The following is a 16,888-nucleotide window of genomic DNA, read 5'->3' on the forward strand; positions in this document are numbered from 1 at the left end:
CTATCACACCCCCACAACAGCCATCAGGCTGACCAGTTTTTCGGAATTTGTTATCATCATATCCAGCACCGGACTGGGGTTCAGTCCAAAGTAAAGTATCAGTATCGCAATGACAGCCATTGAGAATGTCTGGGATGCGGAAATATCTTTCAAAGCCCCGAACTTCTCATTGTATACGCCGAACATTGTTCTCTGCATTGCCCACAAGTGATATGCCGCTGTGATGATTATGGCCAGTATAGCTATGATCACGTAAGTGGGCTGATTGATGTATGTGAATGTCAGCACCAGGAACTCTGCAATGAATCCTGTAAGCCACGGAAGTCCCAGTGAGGCCATGAAAGCCAGCATCATGATCACAGCAAGCTTTGGCATCTTTCTGGCAAGCCCTCCAAGTTCATTGATGATCCTGGTACCCGTTGCATTGTTGATGACCCCACACGCCATGAACATTATACTCATGATGAGTCCATGTGAGAACTGCTGGAACATGGCTCCTGAAACTGAGAGAGAGACAACACCTGCAGCTCCAAGCGTTACATAGCCCATATGGCTTACACTGGAATATGCCACCATGCGTTTGAGATCTTTCTGTGCCAGCGCAAGGAAAGCACCGTAAAGGATGCTCACTGCACCAAGCGCTGCCATGATAGCGATCATAAGGTTCATGGATGGTGTGAAGGGTAGTATAGGCAAGATTACCCTGAACAATCCGTAACCGCCTATCTTAAGCAGAACGAAGAGCACACTGCCTGCGGTAGGTGCTTCAACGTATGCATCAGGCAGCCAGGAATGGAACGGAAATGCAGGGATCTTCACCAGGAAACCGAACAACAGTGCCACGAATATGAGATCACGAGATACTCCGCTGGCTATGAACTGGAACTGTGAAAGCAGATGTTCAATACCCATGTTCGGAGTACCTGTCTGTTTCCAGGCGGCGAAATAGAGGCCAAATATACCCAGCAACATCACAAGTGAACCCACGTGTGTGTAAATAAAGAACTTGATCGATGCCTTATGCTTCCCGGGCCCTCCCCAGATGCTCACCATAAAGAAGAGCGGTACCAGGGTCAGTTCCCAGAACACGTAGAACAGGAAGAAATCAAGCGCTAAGAACACACCTATAACAGCTCCCTGAGTTGCAAGTATCAGAGCATAGAATCTGTTGGGCTGTTTCTTGTCATCATTCCATGTAAACAGTATGAGCAAGGGTATGACTATAGCGTTCAGCAGAACTAGTGGCATGGAGATGCCATCTATACCCAGCTGATAATTGATCCCAAGGCTTGGCACCCATTGAGCAAATTCCTGGAACTGCATCTGAGATGTCGTACTGTCAAAATTGAAGTACGTGAACATGCTCAGTGCCAGTACCACAACTGATGAGAATAGGGCAAAAACCCTTGCTTGTTCTTTAGTCTTTGTGAGTAGAGTAAGTACTGCGAATAAAAGTGGGATCAGTACTATTAAAGATAGAATGGGTATTGCCATTTAGAATACCTCCAGGATCAGCTTAACGAGAATTATAAGTAAACTGACACCAGTTACCACTGAAGTGGCATAGTTTTGTACCACACCTGTCTGAAGTACTCTCAGACCATCTGAGGCTTCGGTGAATATGTGACCTATTAGATTGACCGTCCAGTCAAAGCCTCTGTCAATCGCTCTTCCGGCAAGTGCAAGACCTTCGTATATAACCTTAACTGCAAGGAATTGCGTAAAGATAGAGTTCTGGTAGTACCTGTTGTAAAGCAGCTTGTAGACAGGATTCTTCCTGGAAACAATGCTGGACATGTCAATGATCCGCATACCATAGATAAGATATGAGATCAACAGACCTGCCACGGCAACGATAACAGGCATCCAGAGGATCAGCAAGGGCTCGCCTCCGGCACCGTGTGATGCCAGATGATACTTACCGATCTCTGCAAGTGCATGGATATCCATGTTAACGAAGTTGTTGGCAAATGTTTCTTCCAGGAATTTTCCGAAGCCTGTCTTTGTGATTGCACCAAAGACAAGTGCCAGAACACCCAATATCATGAGGGGAACGGTCATCACAGATGGAGATTCGTGCCCTCCGTAATTGGTCCTTGGCTTACCTGTAAAGGTCATGAAGATCAACCTGAATATATAGATAGATGTAAGCAAGGCAGCGACTATCGAGAATAAATAGGGCAACCAGTTTTCTGTGGACTCACCGAAGAGGTATGCTGCTTCGATTATAGGGTCCTTACTGAAGAAACCACTTACACCAATAGAAGTGCCCGGGATACCGAAACCTGCCAGAGCCAGAGAAGCAATGAGCATGGTTATGAATGTTATAGGCATGACCTTCTTCACGCCACCCATTTGACGGATATCCTGAGTTCCAACTGCGTGGATCACACTTCCTGCGCACAGGAAGAGAAGTGCCTTGAAGAATGCATGGTTGATGAGGTGGAACAGTGAATCTCCCACTGCGGTTACTCCGATGACTGCACCCATTCCAAGTCCAAGCATCATATATCCAAGCTGACTGATAGTGGAAAATGCCAGAACACGCTTAATATCGTTCATGACAAGTCCCATGGTAGCCGCAAATAGAGCGGTGAAGGCTCCAAGATATGCAACTATGATCAGTGAATGGGGAGCTGCAATGAACATGGGGAATGTCCTTGCAACCAGGTATACACCGGCTGTAACCATCGTTGCCGCATGGATAAGAGCAGAAACAGTAGTCGGACCTTCCATTGCATCCGGCAGCCACACATGCAGAGGGAACTGACCGGATTTACCCACAGCGCCTCCGAAGAAGAGCAGAGTTACAATTGTCAGATGACTTACTTCATATCCGAAGATCTGTGTATTGAGAGCTGCTATTTCAGGTATGTGAGTGAAGATCTCATCGAACCTCAGAACATATACGCCTTCGGGTATGGAACCATTGTATATCCTGAAGATATCGGAAAATAGCAGGATGATACCTGCAAGGAACATCACGTCACCAACCCTTGTGGTCAGGAAAGCCTTCTTTGCTGCAGAAGCTGCTGATGGTTTTTCGAACCAGAAGCCAATGAGCAGGTAAGAACACAGACCCACAAGTTCCCAGCATATGAAGAACTGAAGAATGTTATCAGAAAGAATTACTCCTAGCATCGCAGCTGTGAAGAGGGCTGTCTCTGCAAAGTACCTGGGCTGAGCTTTGTCATGGGACATGTAGCCAACAGCATATATGTGGATGAGCAAACTGACAAAGGTAACCATGGACAGCATCACAGCTGCCAGGGGATCAATAAGGACACCCACATTAAGTATGGCAAACCAGTTGTATGATTGAGAAACAACCAGACCCGGGTTCTGCAACAGGTTCAGTGTGATCATCAATGAAATTATAAACGAGGTAAAGATAGCAATAATGGGGATGATAGCTCCGCCATTTGGCAGCTTCTTGCCCAGGAAGAACGTGAGCAAAAACGCCAGTGCCGGAAGTACAGGTATTAAAAATGCCATGTCTTCTATCGCCATTTTTACCACCTCAATACATTGATCTTGTCAAGATCGATCATGTCCCTTACTCTATAGATGGACATAAGGATCGCGAAACCAATGGCTGCCTCAGCTGCTGCAAGAGAAATAGAATACAAAGCAAATACTTGCCCCGTAAGGTCTGCATTATAGCTTGAGAATGCAACCAGATTGATATTGGCAGCGTTCAGCATAAGCTCCACACACATAAGCATTCTGATACCACTTCTCTGGGTCATGAATCCAAACAGACCTATTGAGAATATGATCGCTGAAAGTGCAAGATAATAAAATAATGGTATCATTCGGTACCATCTCCTTTTGCCATGTAGATAGCTCCCATAAGGGTAGACAGTAATACTATCGAAAGTATTTCAAATGGTATAACAAAGTCAGTAAATATCAACATACCTATTCCCTGAATGTTACTCTGGTCCATAGCGTTTTGCGGGATCTGATCCACAGTGTTCCAGTTGGTAAAGCCTACTGATATGAGAACTATTGCAAGGAAAAGAATAGCTACCATCATACCTGCTATACGCGGTCTGAAGAAGTTGTACACTGCAGTCAGGATCTGCATAACAGTAAAATGTTTATTCAGCATCCTTATCACTTCCAAACTGCTTTTTCGTGAGCATGACCGCGAACAGTATCAGTACACCGATAGCTCCCACGTACACTAGTACCTGAATGACCCCAAGGAACTGGGCATTCAGCAGTATGTACAAACCTGCTACGACGAACATGACAGCTATCAGGGACAATGCAGACCTGACTATATCCTTCGCTGTGACAACTAACAGGGCGAAAGATATGGCTAACAGGGCCATTACAGCAAATACAATTATTTCCAGAACATCTGCAATTATTGAGGTGTCCATCTGCTTACCTCCTCACCAGCTTCTTTTTCAGCGTTTATGTCAACCTCTCTTGCCAGCATTTCCGGCGTGAAGAGAAGATCATTGTGCTCCCATCTAATGACACCTGTCAGGTATACCTTGGTGCTTGAAAGAGCTTCTTTAGGACACTGGTCTATACACAGCCCACAAAACAGGCAATGCCCGACATCGATAGATGGGAACCATCTCTTCTTGCTGCTGTCTGGACCGATCCTGGCCTTGACTATCTTGATCGCGTTGTTAGGACAGGTGTTAGCACATATCCCACAACCTATACACTTGCTTTTATCCAGCCTTTGAAGACCCCTGAACCTATCGGCGAGCCTGGTGGGCTCTTCCGGACACATCCTGGTTACCGTGGGCTTGAAATAAATATGATTTAATGCTTTTTTAATATTTTTTAGAACCATATTGTCACACTCCCAGCAAGGCCAGTAATATGACCCATCCCAGATTCAGTAAAGACAGGGGCAAAAGCCTCTTCCAGCTCAGGTCTACTACCTGATCGATCCTGAACCTGGGAACAGCCCATCTGATCATTATGATCGCCAATATAACTATGGCTACCTTGCCCAGGAAGAAGGCTGTGGGCAGGATGATCCCAAGGAGCATGTTAGAGGTAAGCATTGCAGGTAGGTTCCATCCACCCAAAAACAGCAGGACCACAAGCATGGACCCAAGTATCAGGTGAATATATTCTGCGAAGAAACCAAGACCGAAACGCATACCTGTGTATTCTGTGATCCACCCGGCAATGAGTTCTTCCTCGGATTCGTTCTGGTCAAAAGGCAGGCGACCCATATCCGCCATGAGAGCTATAAAGAACACTATGAACCCAAGGGGCTGCATGATAATGAACCATAATGGACTTTGAGCCTGTGCAATGTCTACAATATTCAAAGACCCTGCCATTATAGCCACACTTACGATACAGATCCCAAGGGGAACCTCATAACCGATCATACGTGCGAAGTTTCTGAATGCGCCCAACAGGGAATACTTGTTGTTTGAGCTGTATGCTATCATAAAAATACCAATTACAGAAACAGCAGACACAGCCTCAATGTAAAGAATACTTATATCCATATCAGTGGCTGCTATGGGATAAGTATTACCATTTATGATCACAGCGCCGAAAGGAATAGCCACAAGCATCAGGAAAACGGATCCCATGAGGACTATCGGTGCAAAGACAAAGAGAAGTTTATCAGCATTAGCAGGTATAATGTCTTCCTTTGTGAACAATTTTATTGCATCTGCTACCAGCTGGAAAATTCCATGGGGACCGACCCTGTTAGGACCATGACGCTGCTGAATGTCAGCCGATAGTTTACGCTCGAACCAAACAGCTAACATTGCACCCATGAATATAGCACCCATAAGGCAAAGTCCCAGAATGCCGCGTATCCAGGGATTGAAAAGAATTTCTGGTATTTCCATCATTATCACCTGTCAACCTCACTTGTACATGTGTCCATGCTGCCGGCAATTGCCACAATATCAGCAAGTGGCACCCCTTTCAGAAGTGGGGGTAATGCCTGCAATGTAGGATATACGGGTCCTCTGATCTTGACACGATACGGTTTATCAGAACCGTCAGAAACCATATAGAATCCCATTTCACCTCTTGGGTCCTCCACACGGTGGAACACTTCTCCGGCCGGTATCCTCATGACAGGGGATCTGCGTCCATAGGCAGTTCCCTCCGGGAATATAGGTCCCTTAGGTATCTGATCTAGGCATTGCTCTACTATGTACATACTCTCCCGCATCTCATCAAGGCGCACCTGCACCCGGGCGAACACATCCCCTGCCGTCTGGGTACATACTTTGAAATCCAGGTCCTTGTAAACAAGATAAGGTTCGTCCTTACGGATATCAAAGGCAACTCCAGTTGCACGCAGCGGAGGTCCGGATACTCCGATATCCTTCGCAACCTCGGCTGTAAGCGTACCGATACCCACTGTTCTTGCCTTATATATGGAATCTGTACTGAACAGCTCCTCATAAGTGTCAATGGCCTTTCTCAGATTCCCAAAGACATACTTTACATCATCCGCGAAACCTTCGGGAAGATCATCCTTTACACCACCAAAGCGCAGGAAAGAATGCGTGATGCGTGCTCCTGTAACAGAGTCAATAACACTCATAAGATCTTCCCTTTCCTTGATGGTATACATGAACATGCTCACAAAACCAACAAAAGAAGCATATTCTCCCATGCCCAGCAAATGGCTCTGTAGCCTGGAAAGCTCTTCCATGATCACACGAATGTACTGTGCCCTTTCCGGTACTTCTATATCGGCAAGTTTTTCCACACAACCAACATAGGCTTCTTCGTTGGTCAGAGCAGCAAGATAGCATATCCTGTCCACGATCGTTATGCCCTGCAGGTATGTCTTGCTCTCAAGTATTTTCTCGATCCCTTTGTGGAGCCATCCGGCCTCTACTTCAGAATCTATAACAGTCTCACCCCTCAGCTTTACATTGAGCCTGAAGGGGCCCGGCAGCATAGGGTGTTGTGGGCCCATATGCACTATCATTTCAGAAGGTCCAACTTCATCATACATAATAAAACCTCATACCAGATTCCTGGCTGTTTTGTTGGGGAAACCTTTGTAATCTTTTCTGAGCGGCCATTCACCAAGCAGTTCCTGAGGAAGCACCAGAGGCCGAAGGTTCGGATGATTGAGATATTTAACACCAAAAAGTTCGTACGTTTCTCTTTCATACCAATTGGCATTCCAGTATACAGAAACAACGGACTCGACTTCAGGATTATCCCGTGGCAATACGGCCTTTAAAGTCAACAGTACCGAATGTTCATAAGAACCGATAACATATACCACTTCAATCTCGTTCCTGTCAGGATAATCGACACCTAATTCACAAGAAAGATGTCCGAAAGAAAGTGTTTCCTTGAGATATTGACATATATCCTTCACGCTCTCAGGCTTTACCTTGACATGGATCCTGATATCAGATTCCACCTGTGCATCGTAGATGACACCTGGGAACTGACCGGAAAGGGAATCTATCATAGCTTTAGCATCCATTATGATCACCTCAGTATTCAGTACCCTTGTCCTTCTTTGCGGTTATCTTCTCCTGCAGTTCATAAAACGCCTGGATAAGAGCCTCGCATCTTGGGGGACAGCCCGGAACATATATGTCTACCGGAAAAACTTCATCTATGTTCTGACGAGTGCTGTATGATTCGTAAAATGGGCCGCCGCTGATCGCACAGTCTCCAAAGGCTATAATCCATTTTGGTGCTGGCATCTGATCCCATACCCTCTTAAGTGCAGGGAAATATTTTTTTGTCACGTAGCCACTGATGATCAGTACATCGGCATGCCTGGGAGAGTTCCTTGGAATGATACCAAAACGATCGGTGTCATAGTGTGCCATACCTGTGGAAAGCAATTCCACACCACAGCAACCCATAGCATTTACAGTGAACCAGAGAGAGTTTTTCCTTCCCCAGTTAATGATATCCTGTGCTTTTGTCTTCTTTAAGAAGTCACTGATAGCACTAGTGCTTGTGGTCATGACACCTGGTATCTCTTCTTGCATGTCATCTTTATTATTAGTGGAAACAGGCTCTACTTCTGCCATTTAAGTGCCTCCTTCTTGATAAGATATAAGTATCCGAACAATACAACGAAAATAAAGATCAGCATTTCAATGGTTGCTATAGTCGTTATGCTTGGTTCTCTGAAAATAGTAGCCCATGGATACAAAAAAAGGACCTCTATATCGAACAAGACAAATGCAATGGCATACAAGTAATATTCAACATTGAACTGGATCCTCGCACTCCCAGTGGGAACGGAACCCGCCTCATATGTTTCATATTTTACAGGAGATTTGCTCCTCGGACTTAACTGCTTCACAAGAAGCATGGTCACCGGAGGCATTAAAAGCGCCACTACTAGAATTATCGCAACCGGAATGTAACTGTAGATTATGTTGCTAACATCGATTATTCCTGACATAGTGATTCACCTGAAGATTACAACAATATACAGGTTATTTGTATAATTCTTTTTTTATGAAAAAGAGTATACTGTAACCTATTCTCAATGAATGTTGGTTCAGAATACGTTAAAGGTTATTAAATTTTGTGTTATGGCAAGTTGCAATTAGCCTTTTTAGCTATGTTTTTATCATGCAGACATCGCCATTACACTAAAAGGTGTGAACCCATAGACAAAGGTTCTGCAGAAGAAATGCATCTTAATTGAACCGCAAGAGGGCGCAGAGCACACAGAGAATCAAAAAATATACAAAAAACTCAGCTCATTATTAGAGCTGAGGAGAATAGTATTTTTTGATCAAAGTATCACATTCGGAGCAGGAAACTATCATCCAGTGCCCTACATCCGTGCGCACATATTTTTCAAAGATCGAAGAGCCACAATTCGGACACACATAATAGTCCTTGAAATAGTAATGGTAGAAATGTGGCGTTGTTTCAAGCCACTTCAGTACCATTTGCATGTGTGTGAAGTATTTCTGCTTAAGGGGAGCAGCATTGCTCTCAAGGGCACCTTGCACACGACTGGCTACATGCCGGATATGGCTTTCAGATTTATCTGTGAGCTTTTTGTAGTCCGATATATATCTTATCGTGTGATCCAGATATTGCAGATAGGCCTTATGCGCCTTAGGTTCCCTTTTCCAGATGGTCTGTATGAAGTATTCTCCCATCACATCTTCCATGATATCTGCACATGTTGTACAGATATTATAATCCTTAAAATGACGGGAATCCTGCTCACCCCCGCATATAACACATGTTTCCATCATGTCACCCCTGATTATCCTCAACTTATCAAGTAATCGATATCGGCTTCATGGCTTCCCGGGTAAACATTATGGGGAATATGTTCAGCACTGCAAGCAGATCGCCACTGTGCACTTTTCCGGACTCCTGCCCCAGCACATAAGCATATGTGATAGTGCGTTCAGTGTCCACCGGCTTGGCACCTCCATCTGTACCCACCTTTATGAGAGAAACGAACGCATGGTGAGTAAATGTGCAAGGTATGGCGATCGTGTCAGGCTCGATACTGATATCCTTCACACGCAGTTTCTTGAACTCACCTGCCCTGATGTCTGCATCCTCTGTGGCTATCACCATTTCCCACTTTGCTCTTGTGGCGATGGTGAATTCGTATGTTGCAGCGCTTATTTTCTTACACTTGATGTCACCGTTCTCACGACAAACGACCTGAACTATTTCCTGCTTCATTGCATCACCATGAATAGTTGGTCTATTATAGTACATATAGATTTCGAGAAAACTTCATTAATAATCATTACATATGGTGGGCAGAAAAAACAAGATGTAAAAAATATGTATGAACGCTCATTTCCTTAACATAATACACGTTTTCTCTTTATGACATTTAGTAGTGAGAAGACTATTTGATTCAAGCACACCATCTATGTTGGTTAGTACATGGATAACATTCTCTTTCAATGAATGGATATCACAGGTCCTTACCTTTAACAGAAGATCATAAGGCTCCAGAAGTTCATAGATCTCAAGCACATCATTGATATTCTTGAGTTTATTGATCACACTTATCCTTTTACTCTGTTCTATTCTAAGACCTATATAGGTAGTTACATTTAACCCGATGCTCATAGGATCGATCAAAATGGTGAATTGCTTGACAACCCCGCTGCTCTGAAGTTTTTCGATCCTTTTGTGAACAGTAGATGTAGCAAGCCCGAGATTGCTGGCTATTTCAGTGCTGTGAATCCTGGAATTATGTGTGAGGTGTTCCAAAATAGCAAAGTCTAGATCGTCCATATTAATATATTTAATAGTTTATGGTATATGATAGTTTTCTTTCGGCCAGCAATAAGAAATCAATGTAACATGAGCTGTCAATAACCAACGACTAAAGGCGTTGGCTTGCGATTCAAATTCCCTTTCGGGCAGACCGCTATAGGCATATTGACTAATGCCCTTGCTGCTATGTTTTTAGCAGCATTATAATCGGCGTGTTCAGTATGACCACAATCTAAACACTTAAATTCTGCCTGAGAAGTTCTGTTGTTCTTGTCTATGTATCCACATACAGAACATTCTCTGCTAGTGTTTCTTGGGTTAACTGATACAAAAGGCACTCCTATTAACTTTGATTTATATTCTAAAAAGAGCTTAAGTTGACTGAAAGCCCATTTCCCGAATTGTTCACGCTGTGCTTTCTTAACAGTAGTCCTAGAGCGAATATGTGTCAGTTCCTCTACAGCAATTGCTCTATTCATGTCTTTAGCTACCTGAACAATTTGTTTAGCAATAATATGATTGGTGTTAGTTTTAAAACGTCTTTCCTTGCCCGATATTTTCTTCAGGTGGCGTTTAGCTGACTTTGTACCAACACTCTGAAGAGTTGACTTTAGCTTAGAAAAGTGTTCTCTCACTTCATTGCATTTATCGCTGGAGTAGATCACTCCATCGCTGGTTGTTGCAATGTTAACAACACCCATATCTACACCTAATACTCCTTCTGGAGTCAAAGGTATTTCTTCTGGTACATCTACAACAATGCATAGGTACAGATCCCCTTTGATATATATCAGGTCAACTTGTCCTTTTATCCTACTCATTTTCAGCTTTGCATAACTACCATATACCATCGGAACAACGATTCTGCCTTCTAGAGTTGTTATGCTTGCTTTATCAAGTCCTTTAAAAGATAACACTCTCTGGTCATAGACAATTGCACCAAACTTATCAAAAAGATGCAAGCACGTCTTATCGATCTTATAAGATTCAACGACCTTTGAAATTGCTCTAATCGCTAACTGTGCTGGAAGATTGAACTCTTTACGAATATCATAGTAACATTTCTGTTGGAGCTTAAACTTATTGTAACATTTCAGTTCAAATGCTATTTTTGAAATGCTATTACATGCATTGTTAAATTGTTCCATAGTATCTACTAACTTCTTTTTCTGTTCTACAGCAGGATAGAGTTTAGCTTTCAAAGTTAGTAGCATAGTATTGATATAATACTTCAATGCATATGTAGTTATCGTGTAGCAGATACGGCATTCCTCCCACGGCTAAAGCTCGTGGGCTTCCTGCCTGCTTAATCGTGAAAATATGTGAAAATATGAATATGCATAAGGCAGCAAAATGCTGCCAGGAATTTTAAATGAACTTCTTTTTTATTTTATAATTAAATGAGATATTTTGCTTCTCCTTTAAAAATTAATCTAAATTTATATCAGAAACATATCAGTTGTTCATATACACAACCGAAAATTTCAGTCATGCAAAAAACGAAAGCCTTATTAATAGATGCCTTTTATGCTTATTATCTATTATTTTAAAAAAGGCCAGGTGATCTATTTTGAAAAAAATACTAAACTTCCTAGTATTAGGACTGATGATTGCGGTCCTGGTAACGACCTCAGGATGCACGGACAAGAATGCTGGAGCAAACAGTACCCAGAAAACATACGTAGTTGGTACAGAACCTTATTTCCCTCCATTCGAATATGCTGAAGAAAACAATAGCAAGAATATAGTTGGTTTTGATGTTGATCTCATCAACGCCATAGCTGCAGACCAGGGATTCAAAGTTCAATGGAAGGATCTTGAATTCGATGCGCTGATACCGGCTCTGCAGTCAGGGCAGATCGACATGATCGCTTCAGGCATGACCATCACAGAAGAGCGTGAAAACGCTGTAGACTTTACCGAACCTTATATCAATGCGGGGCTGGCCCTTGCGGTTGCTGTCAGCAATGAAGAGATAAAAGGTGTTGATGACCTCAAGGGCAAGGTCGCTGCCGTACAGCAGGGTTCAACCGGCTCTCATGAAGCTGAAAAGCTAAAAGCTGAAGGCAAGATCGGAGATATAATCTATCTTGCACATGTGAACGATATAATTCTGAACATCCAGAACGAACGTGCAGACTTTACCATAAATGATCTGCCAGTGACCCAGGCTTTTATGAGCCAGAATCCGGGCGTCATAAAGATCGTGGATGATGAACTTACAAGTGATTCGTATGGTTTTGCAGTAAAGAGCGGGAACACTGAACTTCTCACTATGCTCAACCAGGGTCTTGAAAACGTCAAACAGGACGGAACATACGATCAGATAATGACAAAGTACTTCTGAATTTTCCAGTTGCATGCGACTTTTGTTGCATGCCATAATTTTTATCCAGATCTGTCCAGGTCCGGTTAACTCCTTATAGGGATCTTCTAATTAGAACCTGAACTTAAAAACATATTGAGGATTTCGATCAATCTCTTTGTGATCGATTGATACAATTTTTTATCAATGACAGGAAGCTAAGGAGCAAATAGCAAGCTTTGCGCCCTTGTGTCCTTGCGTTTAAAATTATTTGCATTAAGATATTAATATGAACCTAAACAATCAACTAAAGAAATTAATGTTAAATTATAATTTTATTTTATAATTAGTAAAATACGTACACAATTATTATCAACGCAAAGGCGCTAAGAAGCCAGGACTGCCACACTCTTTGTTTCTTTGAACCTTGGCTTCTTTGTGCTGCGGATGCTTGCAGTAAATAAGTGGAGAAAAGGTAGCAAATCACTAAATAGAAAGGTTCTCTTCAACATCGTGTGGGTAATTGCAGCACCGATACATCACCAATCCCCTATAAAATAACAATGCACTGTATACAAGTATCTACTGAATTTAGGAATATGCATCATGTAACATAGTTGTCAATACCGCCAAGACCTGGTCACTAAATCAGAAAACGCTTTTGTTCCAAATACCTTAAGAATTTACCCACTCAATGTTGTGGAGATCCAATAGAAATATATGCAAGTGCATAACTATATGTAATTGGTGATGTTATGAAAAGATTCACTGTTTCTCTCCCCGATGAACTTAAAAAAGAGATGGATGTTTTCCCTGATGTGAACTACCACTCAGCTAAAGACCGAGTGGCTTCCTGCTTCATTCCTTGAACTATCGTTCACAAGTCCACAGGCTCTTCCCGTAGTTCCTACGGTGCTCAAAGACATATTAGATTTTGGTCGATGAGAGCAAATTTCTTGATATTGATAGCAGCGTTGATGTCCCTATCGTGCTTTGTAGCACATTCTGGACATTCCCATTCTCTATCTCTCAATTGAAGCTCTTTGTTATGGTATCCACACATACTACAGAGCTTTGAAGATGGCTCAAACTGTCCAATCCTCAGTACAGTTTTTCCCAACCATGCAGCTTTGTATTCCAGTTTTGTTACAAAGCTACTCCATGCTGAATCGCCTATTGATTGTGCTAAGTTGTGATTCTTAATCATTCCTTTAACATTCAGAGTTTCCAATGCTATTGCTTGGTTCTCGCTAATCAGTTTAAAAGATAGTTTATTCTGGAAATCGTTTCTCTGATTTGCTATTTTGTCATGGAGTGATGAAAGCCTTTGTTTAGCCTTTGCTCTATTCTGAGAGCCTTTTTGTTTCTTTGATACTCTTTTTTGTAATACCTTCAATCGTTGTAAGGAGTTCTTCAAGTGTCTTGGGTTCTCAATCTTTTCACCAGTAGAGAGTACAGCAAAATCTTTGATACCAACATCTATTCCAACCGTAGTGGAATCTGAGAACTCTTGCTTTACTGGAATTTCGTTTCCATCCTCAACAAGAATGCTGATATAGTAATATCCTTTACATGACTTTGATACTGTAGCTGTTTTAAGTTCTCCCTCAAAAACTCTGTGGAGTACAGCTTTGATTTCTCCAATCTTGGGAAGTTTCACAGTATTGTTGTCAAAGTTCACCGTGTAATGCTGTGGTACTGGAAAAGACTGTATTGGATTCTTCTTTGATTTGAATCTAGGAAATCCATTTTTCTCTCTAAAGAATCGAGTGAAAGCCGATTCAACCTGCTTTGTCATGCCTTGCAATGACTGAGAATTAACTTCTCCTAACCATTTGTTAGATTCTTTCAATGCAGGAATCATCTTGTTCAAATCGAATCTGGAAACAGATTTTCCAGTCTGTTCGTATGTTATGATTTTCTGGTCTAACGCCCAATTGTAGACAAACCTACAGCTACCTATGTGCTGATTCAATTGCACAGCTTGGGTAAGAGTAGGATATAGTCTAAACTTGAACGCTTTCAGCATACAAAGGTATTATATGCTTTAACAACATATACAGCTTTTGGTAAAAATTAGTGTACTATCCATATCATAAGGCTGAAACAGGAGTCTACTCACCGATTATGGAAAGCAAAAAGAGAGTATATATGTGAGCATTATTGGGGAGAAAACACATTATGGAGTGATGGATATTTTGTATCCACCATTGGAAATGTTAGTAAGGAAGCTATGGAATATTACATTCGGAATCAGGGATGAGTGTACGCTTATATCCCCTGAGCTAAAGACTCAGGGGTTTTACGCTGCTTTTTATAAATGGAGTTTTTCATTGATGTAAATATTATCCTGCCTGCATTAATAGCAGCGAAAGGAAAGACATTTCCACTTATCTACAATGATCATTTAAAGTTATTTGCATCTAAATTTTTACTTGAGGAAGTCGAGAAATACAAAAAACGATGTAGAAATGCTCATGATTTCCGATCAGTACAGAGATTTGTCGGTGAAAGCGTATTCGGTGAAATGATTCTAACGTGTCAGAGACAATAGTTGTTCAATAATCTTCCTGGCAAAACCTTGTGATATCCTGCCGTATTTCTCTATGCCTTCATTTGTTTCGTACACTGAGATCAAGGATCTTTCAAGGAAAGGATAATTTCTAAATAACTTACCGAGTACATATATATTCAAATCTCTTCCTCCGTGTTCCGGATCCAGTAATGCCAGAACATCAGCTCGATCCTTTACGACCTTTCCTGTTTCCCAAAGCAGATCGTCACATAGGTCATGATCTATCCGGTACTGTCGATCCCATATTGCTTTCAGTTTAAGCACCAATAATGTTACTCTGTTGGGAACAGCTACTTCGATGCCGCCACGGATATTTCTCATTTCCGTATTTTCTTCAAGGATGTGCAGGTCCATAAATATGTCTTCAATTCCTTCAAAAAGATAGGGCTTCTGCAACGTGGCAAAATCAATGATTATAGGACCGGCTTCTGTCAACTTTTGCACGCTTGTGGATAGGCCTGGAAGCCTGTATGGTTCAAATCCTCTTTTTTCTCTCAGATGATGCATTATTCCTTTACGTGTCCGGCTATTTGTGACCAGATCGATATCTATAGATCCGAACCAGGGATTATAGGAATCTACTGCCCAACCCCCTATGAGTACTGCCTTAGGTCCAGCATCATCATACTTTTCTCGCAGATATTGTATAATTTCATTTAACTCTGCCAGAGATAGTGCAATTATTCTTTGGCTGGGCTCATATTGTGCCATACTCTGAAACCATCTGTTTTGTCACATCCATTGCAGAATAACCCATGCCTGCAAGGTCAAGCAGCGTCTGAGCCGGTGATACTATCCTGATACCTTCTATTTCCCGGGTGTTCTGAAAAAGTTCTCTGTCATGCTGGTAGATAAGCACTAAAACTCCTTTTTGCGAGCTGGACTTAAAAAGTTCCCTGAAATAGTCTAAATGTTCTCTTTTCATGTAAAGATATACAGCATCATGACGTACACCATAACCAGTGTACAGTGCTGCAGCAGTGTATGAGGTGAACCCAAAGGGCATATCATCCTGGGCCTTAAAGGCTGATGTTATCTCTTTTGCTGCAACTGCAGCTTCATCGAAATTGATCCGTATTTCACCGAGCCTGAGATTGGAAAACGGCCTTTCCCATGCAACACCATTGAGGAGCTTGTTCACATCCGAAATGCTTACATGGTTATTTTCCTGTTTAACGATATTCTGCTGCATCAATGTTCTGATGGTCTTGTATGCCCATCCGTAGGACACGTTTTCCAGAAGTGAGAGCTGCCGAATTGAGGTTTTTTTCTCTTTGAGCAGGCGGGATATCACTTTCCATGCCTTTTCAGATGTTATCCTCTGGCCTGTGGGTGTGTATTGCTCCCTGCTTTCAGATTTTAATGACCAGGGAAGTTTTATTGCCTGCATGTCCAGCTGTTCCATAAGGTTTTCTTCCCGTTGGGGGAAATATTTAGCAGCAATGACCAGCTGCATCTTTTCTGTGTTTTTGTTGCGCAGCCAGAGGTCACGGAGGAGATTCAACCGTGAGATCGTATCGATGGTAACCCTGGATCTTATCTCAATTAAATAAACCACATCAGCCTTTTTAAGCAGCAGGTCAGGAGTAAAAGGCAGATCCCCGAAGTCTGTTTCAACATCGGCTTTTTCCAAGCCTTCCGGAATACCTATAAAGTCCCGGACATATGCGCGGATATTTGTGTATTCTTCTGCTTGCTGCATTACCATAGTTATCACTATATAGTGATAACTATATAAAGATATCAGTAATACATATCACTTGTTAATGAAGAGCATATATAGGTATCACTGA

Annotated in this window: 21 protein-coding genes and 1 pseudogene; 4 read left to right on the plus strand and 18 right to left on the minus strand. The window is 42.3% G+C overall.

The annotated features are described in order from the left end of the window. Nucleotides 1-3: 3 nt before the first annotated feature. The 15 genes from fpoM to METHO_RS06955 all read right to left on the minus strand — a co-directional run bounded on the left by fpoM (nucleotide 4) and on the right by METHO_RS06955 (nucleotide 11,429). Nucleotides 4-1,494, minus strand: a complete 1,491-nt coding sequence (fpoM, locus tag METHO_RS06885) for a F(420)H(2) dehydrogenase subunit M (protein ID WP_015324816.1) — start codon at nucleotides 1,492-1,494, stop codon at nucleotides 4-6. Beyond that, entirely contained in the window at nucleotides 1,495-3,510 is a 2,016-nt protein-coding gene (gene fpoL, locus METHO_RS06890) for a F420H2 dehydrogenase subunit FpoL (RefSeq protein ID WP_015324817.1), read from the minus strand. It lies immediately after the preceding gene. 2 nt (nucleotides 3,511-3,512) lie between these two features. After that, nucleotides 3,513-3,815 (minus strand): F420H2 dehydrogenase subunit FpoK, encoded by a 303-nt coding sequence (fpoK, locus tag METHO_RS06895; RefSeq protein ID WP_015324818.1) that lies wholly within the window; start codon nucleotides 3,813-3,815, stop codon nucleotides 3,513-3,515. Beyond that, nucleotides 3,812-4,114, minus strand: a complete 303-nt coding sequence (fpoJ, locus tag METHO_RS14290; protein WP_015324819.1) for a F420H2 dehydrogenase subunit FpoJ — start codon at nucleotides 4,112-4,114, stop codon at nucleotides 3,812-3,814. The genes fpoK and fpoJ overlap by 4 nt, the downstream gene beginning before the upstream one ends. Next, nucleotides 4,104-4,391, minus strand: a complete 288-nt coding sequence (locus tag METHO_RS14295; RefSeq protein WP_015324820.1) for an NADH-quinone oxidoreductase subunit J — start codon at nucleotides 4,389-4,391, stop codon at nucleotides 4,104-4,106. Before METHO_RS14295 ends, fpoJ begins: the two co-directional genes overlap by 11 nt. Then, on the minus strand, nucleotides 4,376-4,819 hold the full coding sequence (gene fpoI / locus METHO_RS06910; RefSeq protein ID WP_015324821.1) for a F420H2 dehydrogenase subunit FpoI: 444 nt from the start codon (nucleotides 4,817-4,819) through the stop codon (nucleotides 4,376-4,378). Before fpoI ends, METHO_RS14295 begins: the two co-directional genes overlap by 16 nt. 4 nt (nucleotides 4,820-4,823) lie before the next feature. Continuing rightward, complete coding sequence (gene fpoH, locus METHO_RS06915; protein WP_015324822.1) at nucleotides 4,824-5,849, minus strand: F420H2 dehydrogenase subunit FpoH; 1,026 nt, start codon at nucleotides 5,847-5,849, stop codon at nucleotides 4,824-4,826. A 5-nt stretch (nucleotides 5,850-5,854) separates the two neighbouring features. Next, the gene (fpoD, locus tag METHO_RS06920; RefSeq protein ID WP_015324823.1) at nucleotides 5,855-6,979 is read right to left on the minus strand and encodes a F420H2 dehydrogenase subunit FpoD; all 1,125 of its coding nucleotides are present in this window, start codon (nucleotides 6,977-6,979) and stop codon (nucleotides 5,855-5,857) included. A 9-nt stretch (nucleotides 6,980-6,988) separates the two neighbouring features. Then, nucleotides 6,989-7,465, minus strand: coding sequence for a F420H2 dehydrogenase subunit FpoC (fpoC, locus tag METHO_RS14130; RefSeq protein ID WP_015324824.1), 477 nt, complete (start codon nucleotides 7,463-7,465; stop codon nucleotides 6,989-6,991). Nucleotides 7,466-7,475: 10 nt separating this feature from the next. After that, entirely contained in the window at nucleotides 7,476-8,027 is a 552-nt protein-coding gene (gene fpoB / locus METHO_RS06930) for a F(420)H(2) dehydrogenase subunit B (protein WP_015324825.1), read from the minus strand. After that, the gene (gene fpoA / locus METHO_RS06935) at nucleotides 8,015-8,407 is read right to left on the minus strand and encodes a F420H2 dehydrogenase subunit FpoA (protein WP_015324826.1); all 393 of its coding nucleotides are present in this window, start codon (nucleotides 8,405-8,407) and stop codon (nucleotides 8,015-8,017) included. The genes fpoB and fpoA overlap by 13 nt, the downstream gene beginning before the upstream one ends. A gap of 310 nt (nucleotides 8,408-8,717) precedes the next feature. Then, nucleotides 8,718-9,218 (minus strand): hypothetical protein, encoded by a 501-nt coding sequence (locus tag METHO_RS06940; RefSeq protein WP_048831089.1) that lies wholly within the window; start codon nucleotides 9,216-9,218, stop codon nucleotides 8,718-8,720. Between the two features lie 28 nt (nucleotides 9,219-9,246). Next, nucleotides 9,247-9,666, minus strand: coding sequence for a DUF22 domain-containing protein (locus METHO_RS06945; RefSeq protein WP_048831090.1), 420 nt, complete (start codon nucleotides 9,664-9,666; stop codon nucleotides 9,247-9,249). 117 nt (nucleotides 9,667-9,783) lie between these two features. Then, the gene (locus METHO_RS06950) at nucleotides 9,784-10,233 is read right to left on the minus strand and encodes an Lrp/AsnC family transcriptional regulator (RefSeq protein WP_015324829.1); all 450 of its coding nucleotides are present in this window, start codon (nucleotides 10,231-10,233) and stop codon (nucleotides 9,784-9,786) included. A 77-nt stretch (nucleotides 10,234-10,310) separates the two neighbouring features. Then, nucleotides 10,311-11,429, minus strand: coding sequence for an RNA-guided endonuclease InsQ/TnpB family protein (locus METHO_RS06955; protein ID WP_015324830.1), 1,119 nt, complete (start codon nucleotides 11,427-11,429; stop codon nucleotides 10,311-10,313). A gap of 356 nt (nucleotides 11,430-11,785) precedes the next feature. Between METHO_RS06955 and METHO_RS06960 the strand changes: the two genes are divergently transcribed. Together METHO_RS06960 and METHO_RS13980 are read left to right on the plus strand one after the other, a co-directional pair. Continuing rightward, on the plus strand, nucleotides 11,786-12,562 hold the full coding sequence (locus tag METHO_RS06960) for a basic amino acid ABC transporter substrate-binding protein (protein ID WP_015324831.1): 777 nt from the start codon (nucleotides 11,786-11,788) through the stop codon (nucleotides 12,560-12,562). Nucleotides 12,563-13,275: 713 nt separating this feature from the next. Beyond that, nucleotides 13,276-13,389 (plus strand): ribbon-helix-helix domain-containing protein, encoded by a 114-nt coding sequence (locus tag METHO_RS13980; RefSeq protein ID WP_216594299.1) that lies wholly within the window; start codon nucleotides 13,276-13,278, stop codon nucleotides 13,387-13,389. A gap of 47 nt (nucleotides 13,390-13,436) precedes the next feature. Here the strand turns inward: METHO_RS13980 and tnpB are convergent, their stop codons facing one another. Beyond that, nucleotides 13,437-14,549 carry an IS200/IS605 family element RNA-guided endonuclease TnpB gene (gene tnpB / locus METHO_RS06965; protein WP_015324832.1) on the minus strand — a complete coding sequence of 371 codons (1,113 nt, stop codon included), beginning with the start codon at nucleotides 14,547-14,549 and terminating at the stop codon, nucleotides 13,437-13,439. Between the two features lie 25 nt (nucleotides 14,550-14,574). Here tnpB and METHO_RS13315 point away from each other — a divergent pair. Continuing rightward, nucleotides 14,575-14,783, plus strand: a pseudogene (locus METHO_RS13315) (transposase); the annotation flags it as partial. Nucleotides 14,784-14,840: 57 nt separating this feature from the next. Beyond that, nucleotides 14,841-15,074 (plus strand): PIN domain-containing protein, encoded by a 234-nt coding sequence (locus tag METHO_RS14405; protein WP_015324833.1) that lies wholly within the window; start codon nucleotides 14,841-14,843, stop codon nucleotides 15,072-15,074. Here the strand turns inward: METHO_RS14405 and METHO_RS06975 are convergent. Further along, on the minus strand, nucleotides 15,054-15,806 hold the full coding sequence (locus tag METHO_RS06975) for a hypothetical protein (RefSeq protein WP_015324834.1): 753 nt from the start codon (nucleotides 15,804-15,806) through the stop codon (nucleotides 15,054-15,056). The two genes, METHO_RS14405 and METHO_RS06975, sit on opposite strands and share 21 nt — an antisense overlap. Beyond that, nucleotides 15,793-16,803, minus strand: a complete 1,011-nt coding sequence (locus METHO_RS06980; protein WP_015324835.1) for a hypothetical protein — start codon at nucleotides 16,801-16,803, stop codon at nucleotides 15,793-15,795. The genes METHO_RS06975 and METHO_RS06980 overlap by 14 nt, the downstream gene beginning before the upstream one ends. Nucleotides 16,804-16,888 lie beyond the last annotated feature (85 nt).

This window comes from Methanomethylovorans hollandica DSM 15978 (genome assembly GCF_000328665.1).
Lineage (GTDB): Archaea > Halobacteriota > Methanosarcinia > Methanosarcinales > Methanosarcinaceae > Methanomethylovorans > Methanomethylovorans hollandica.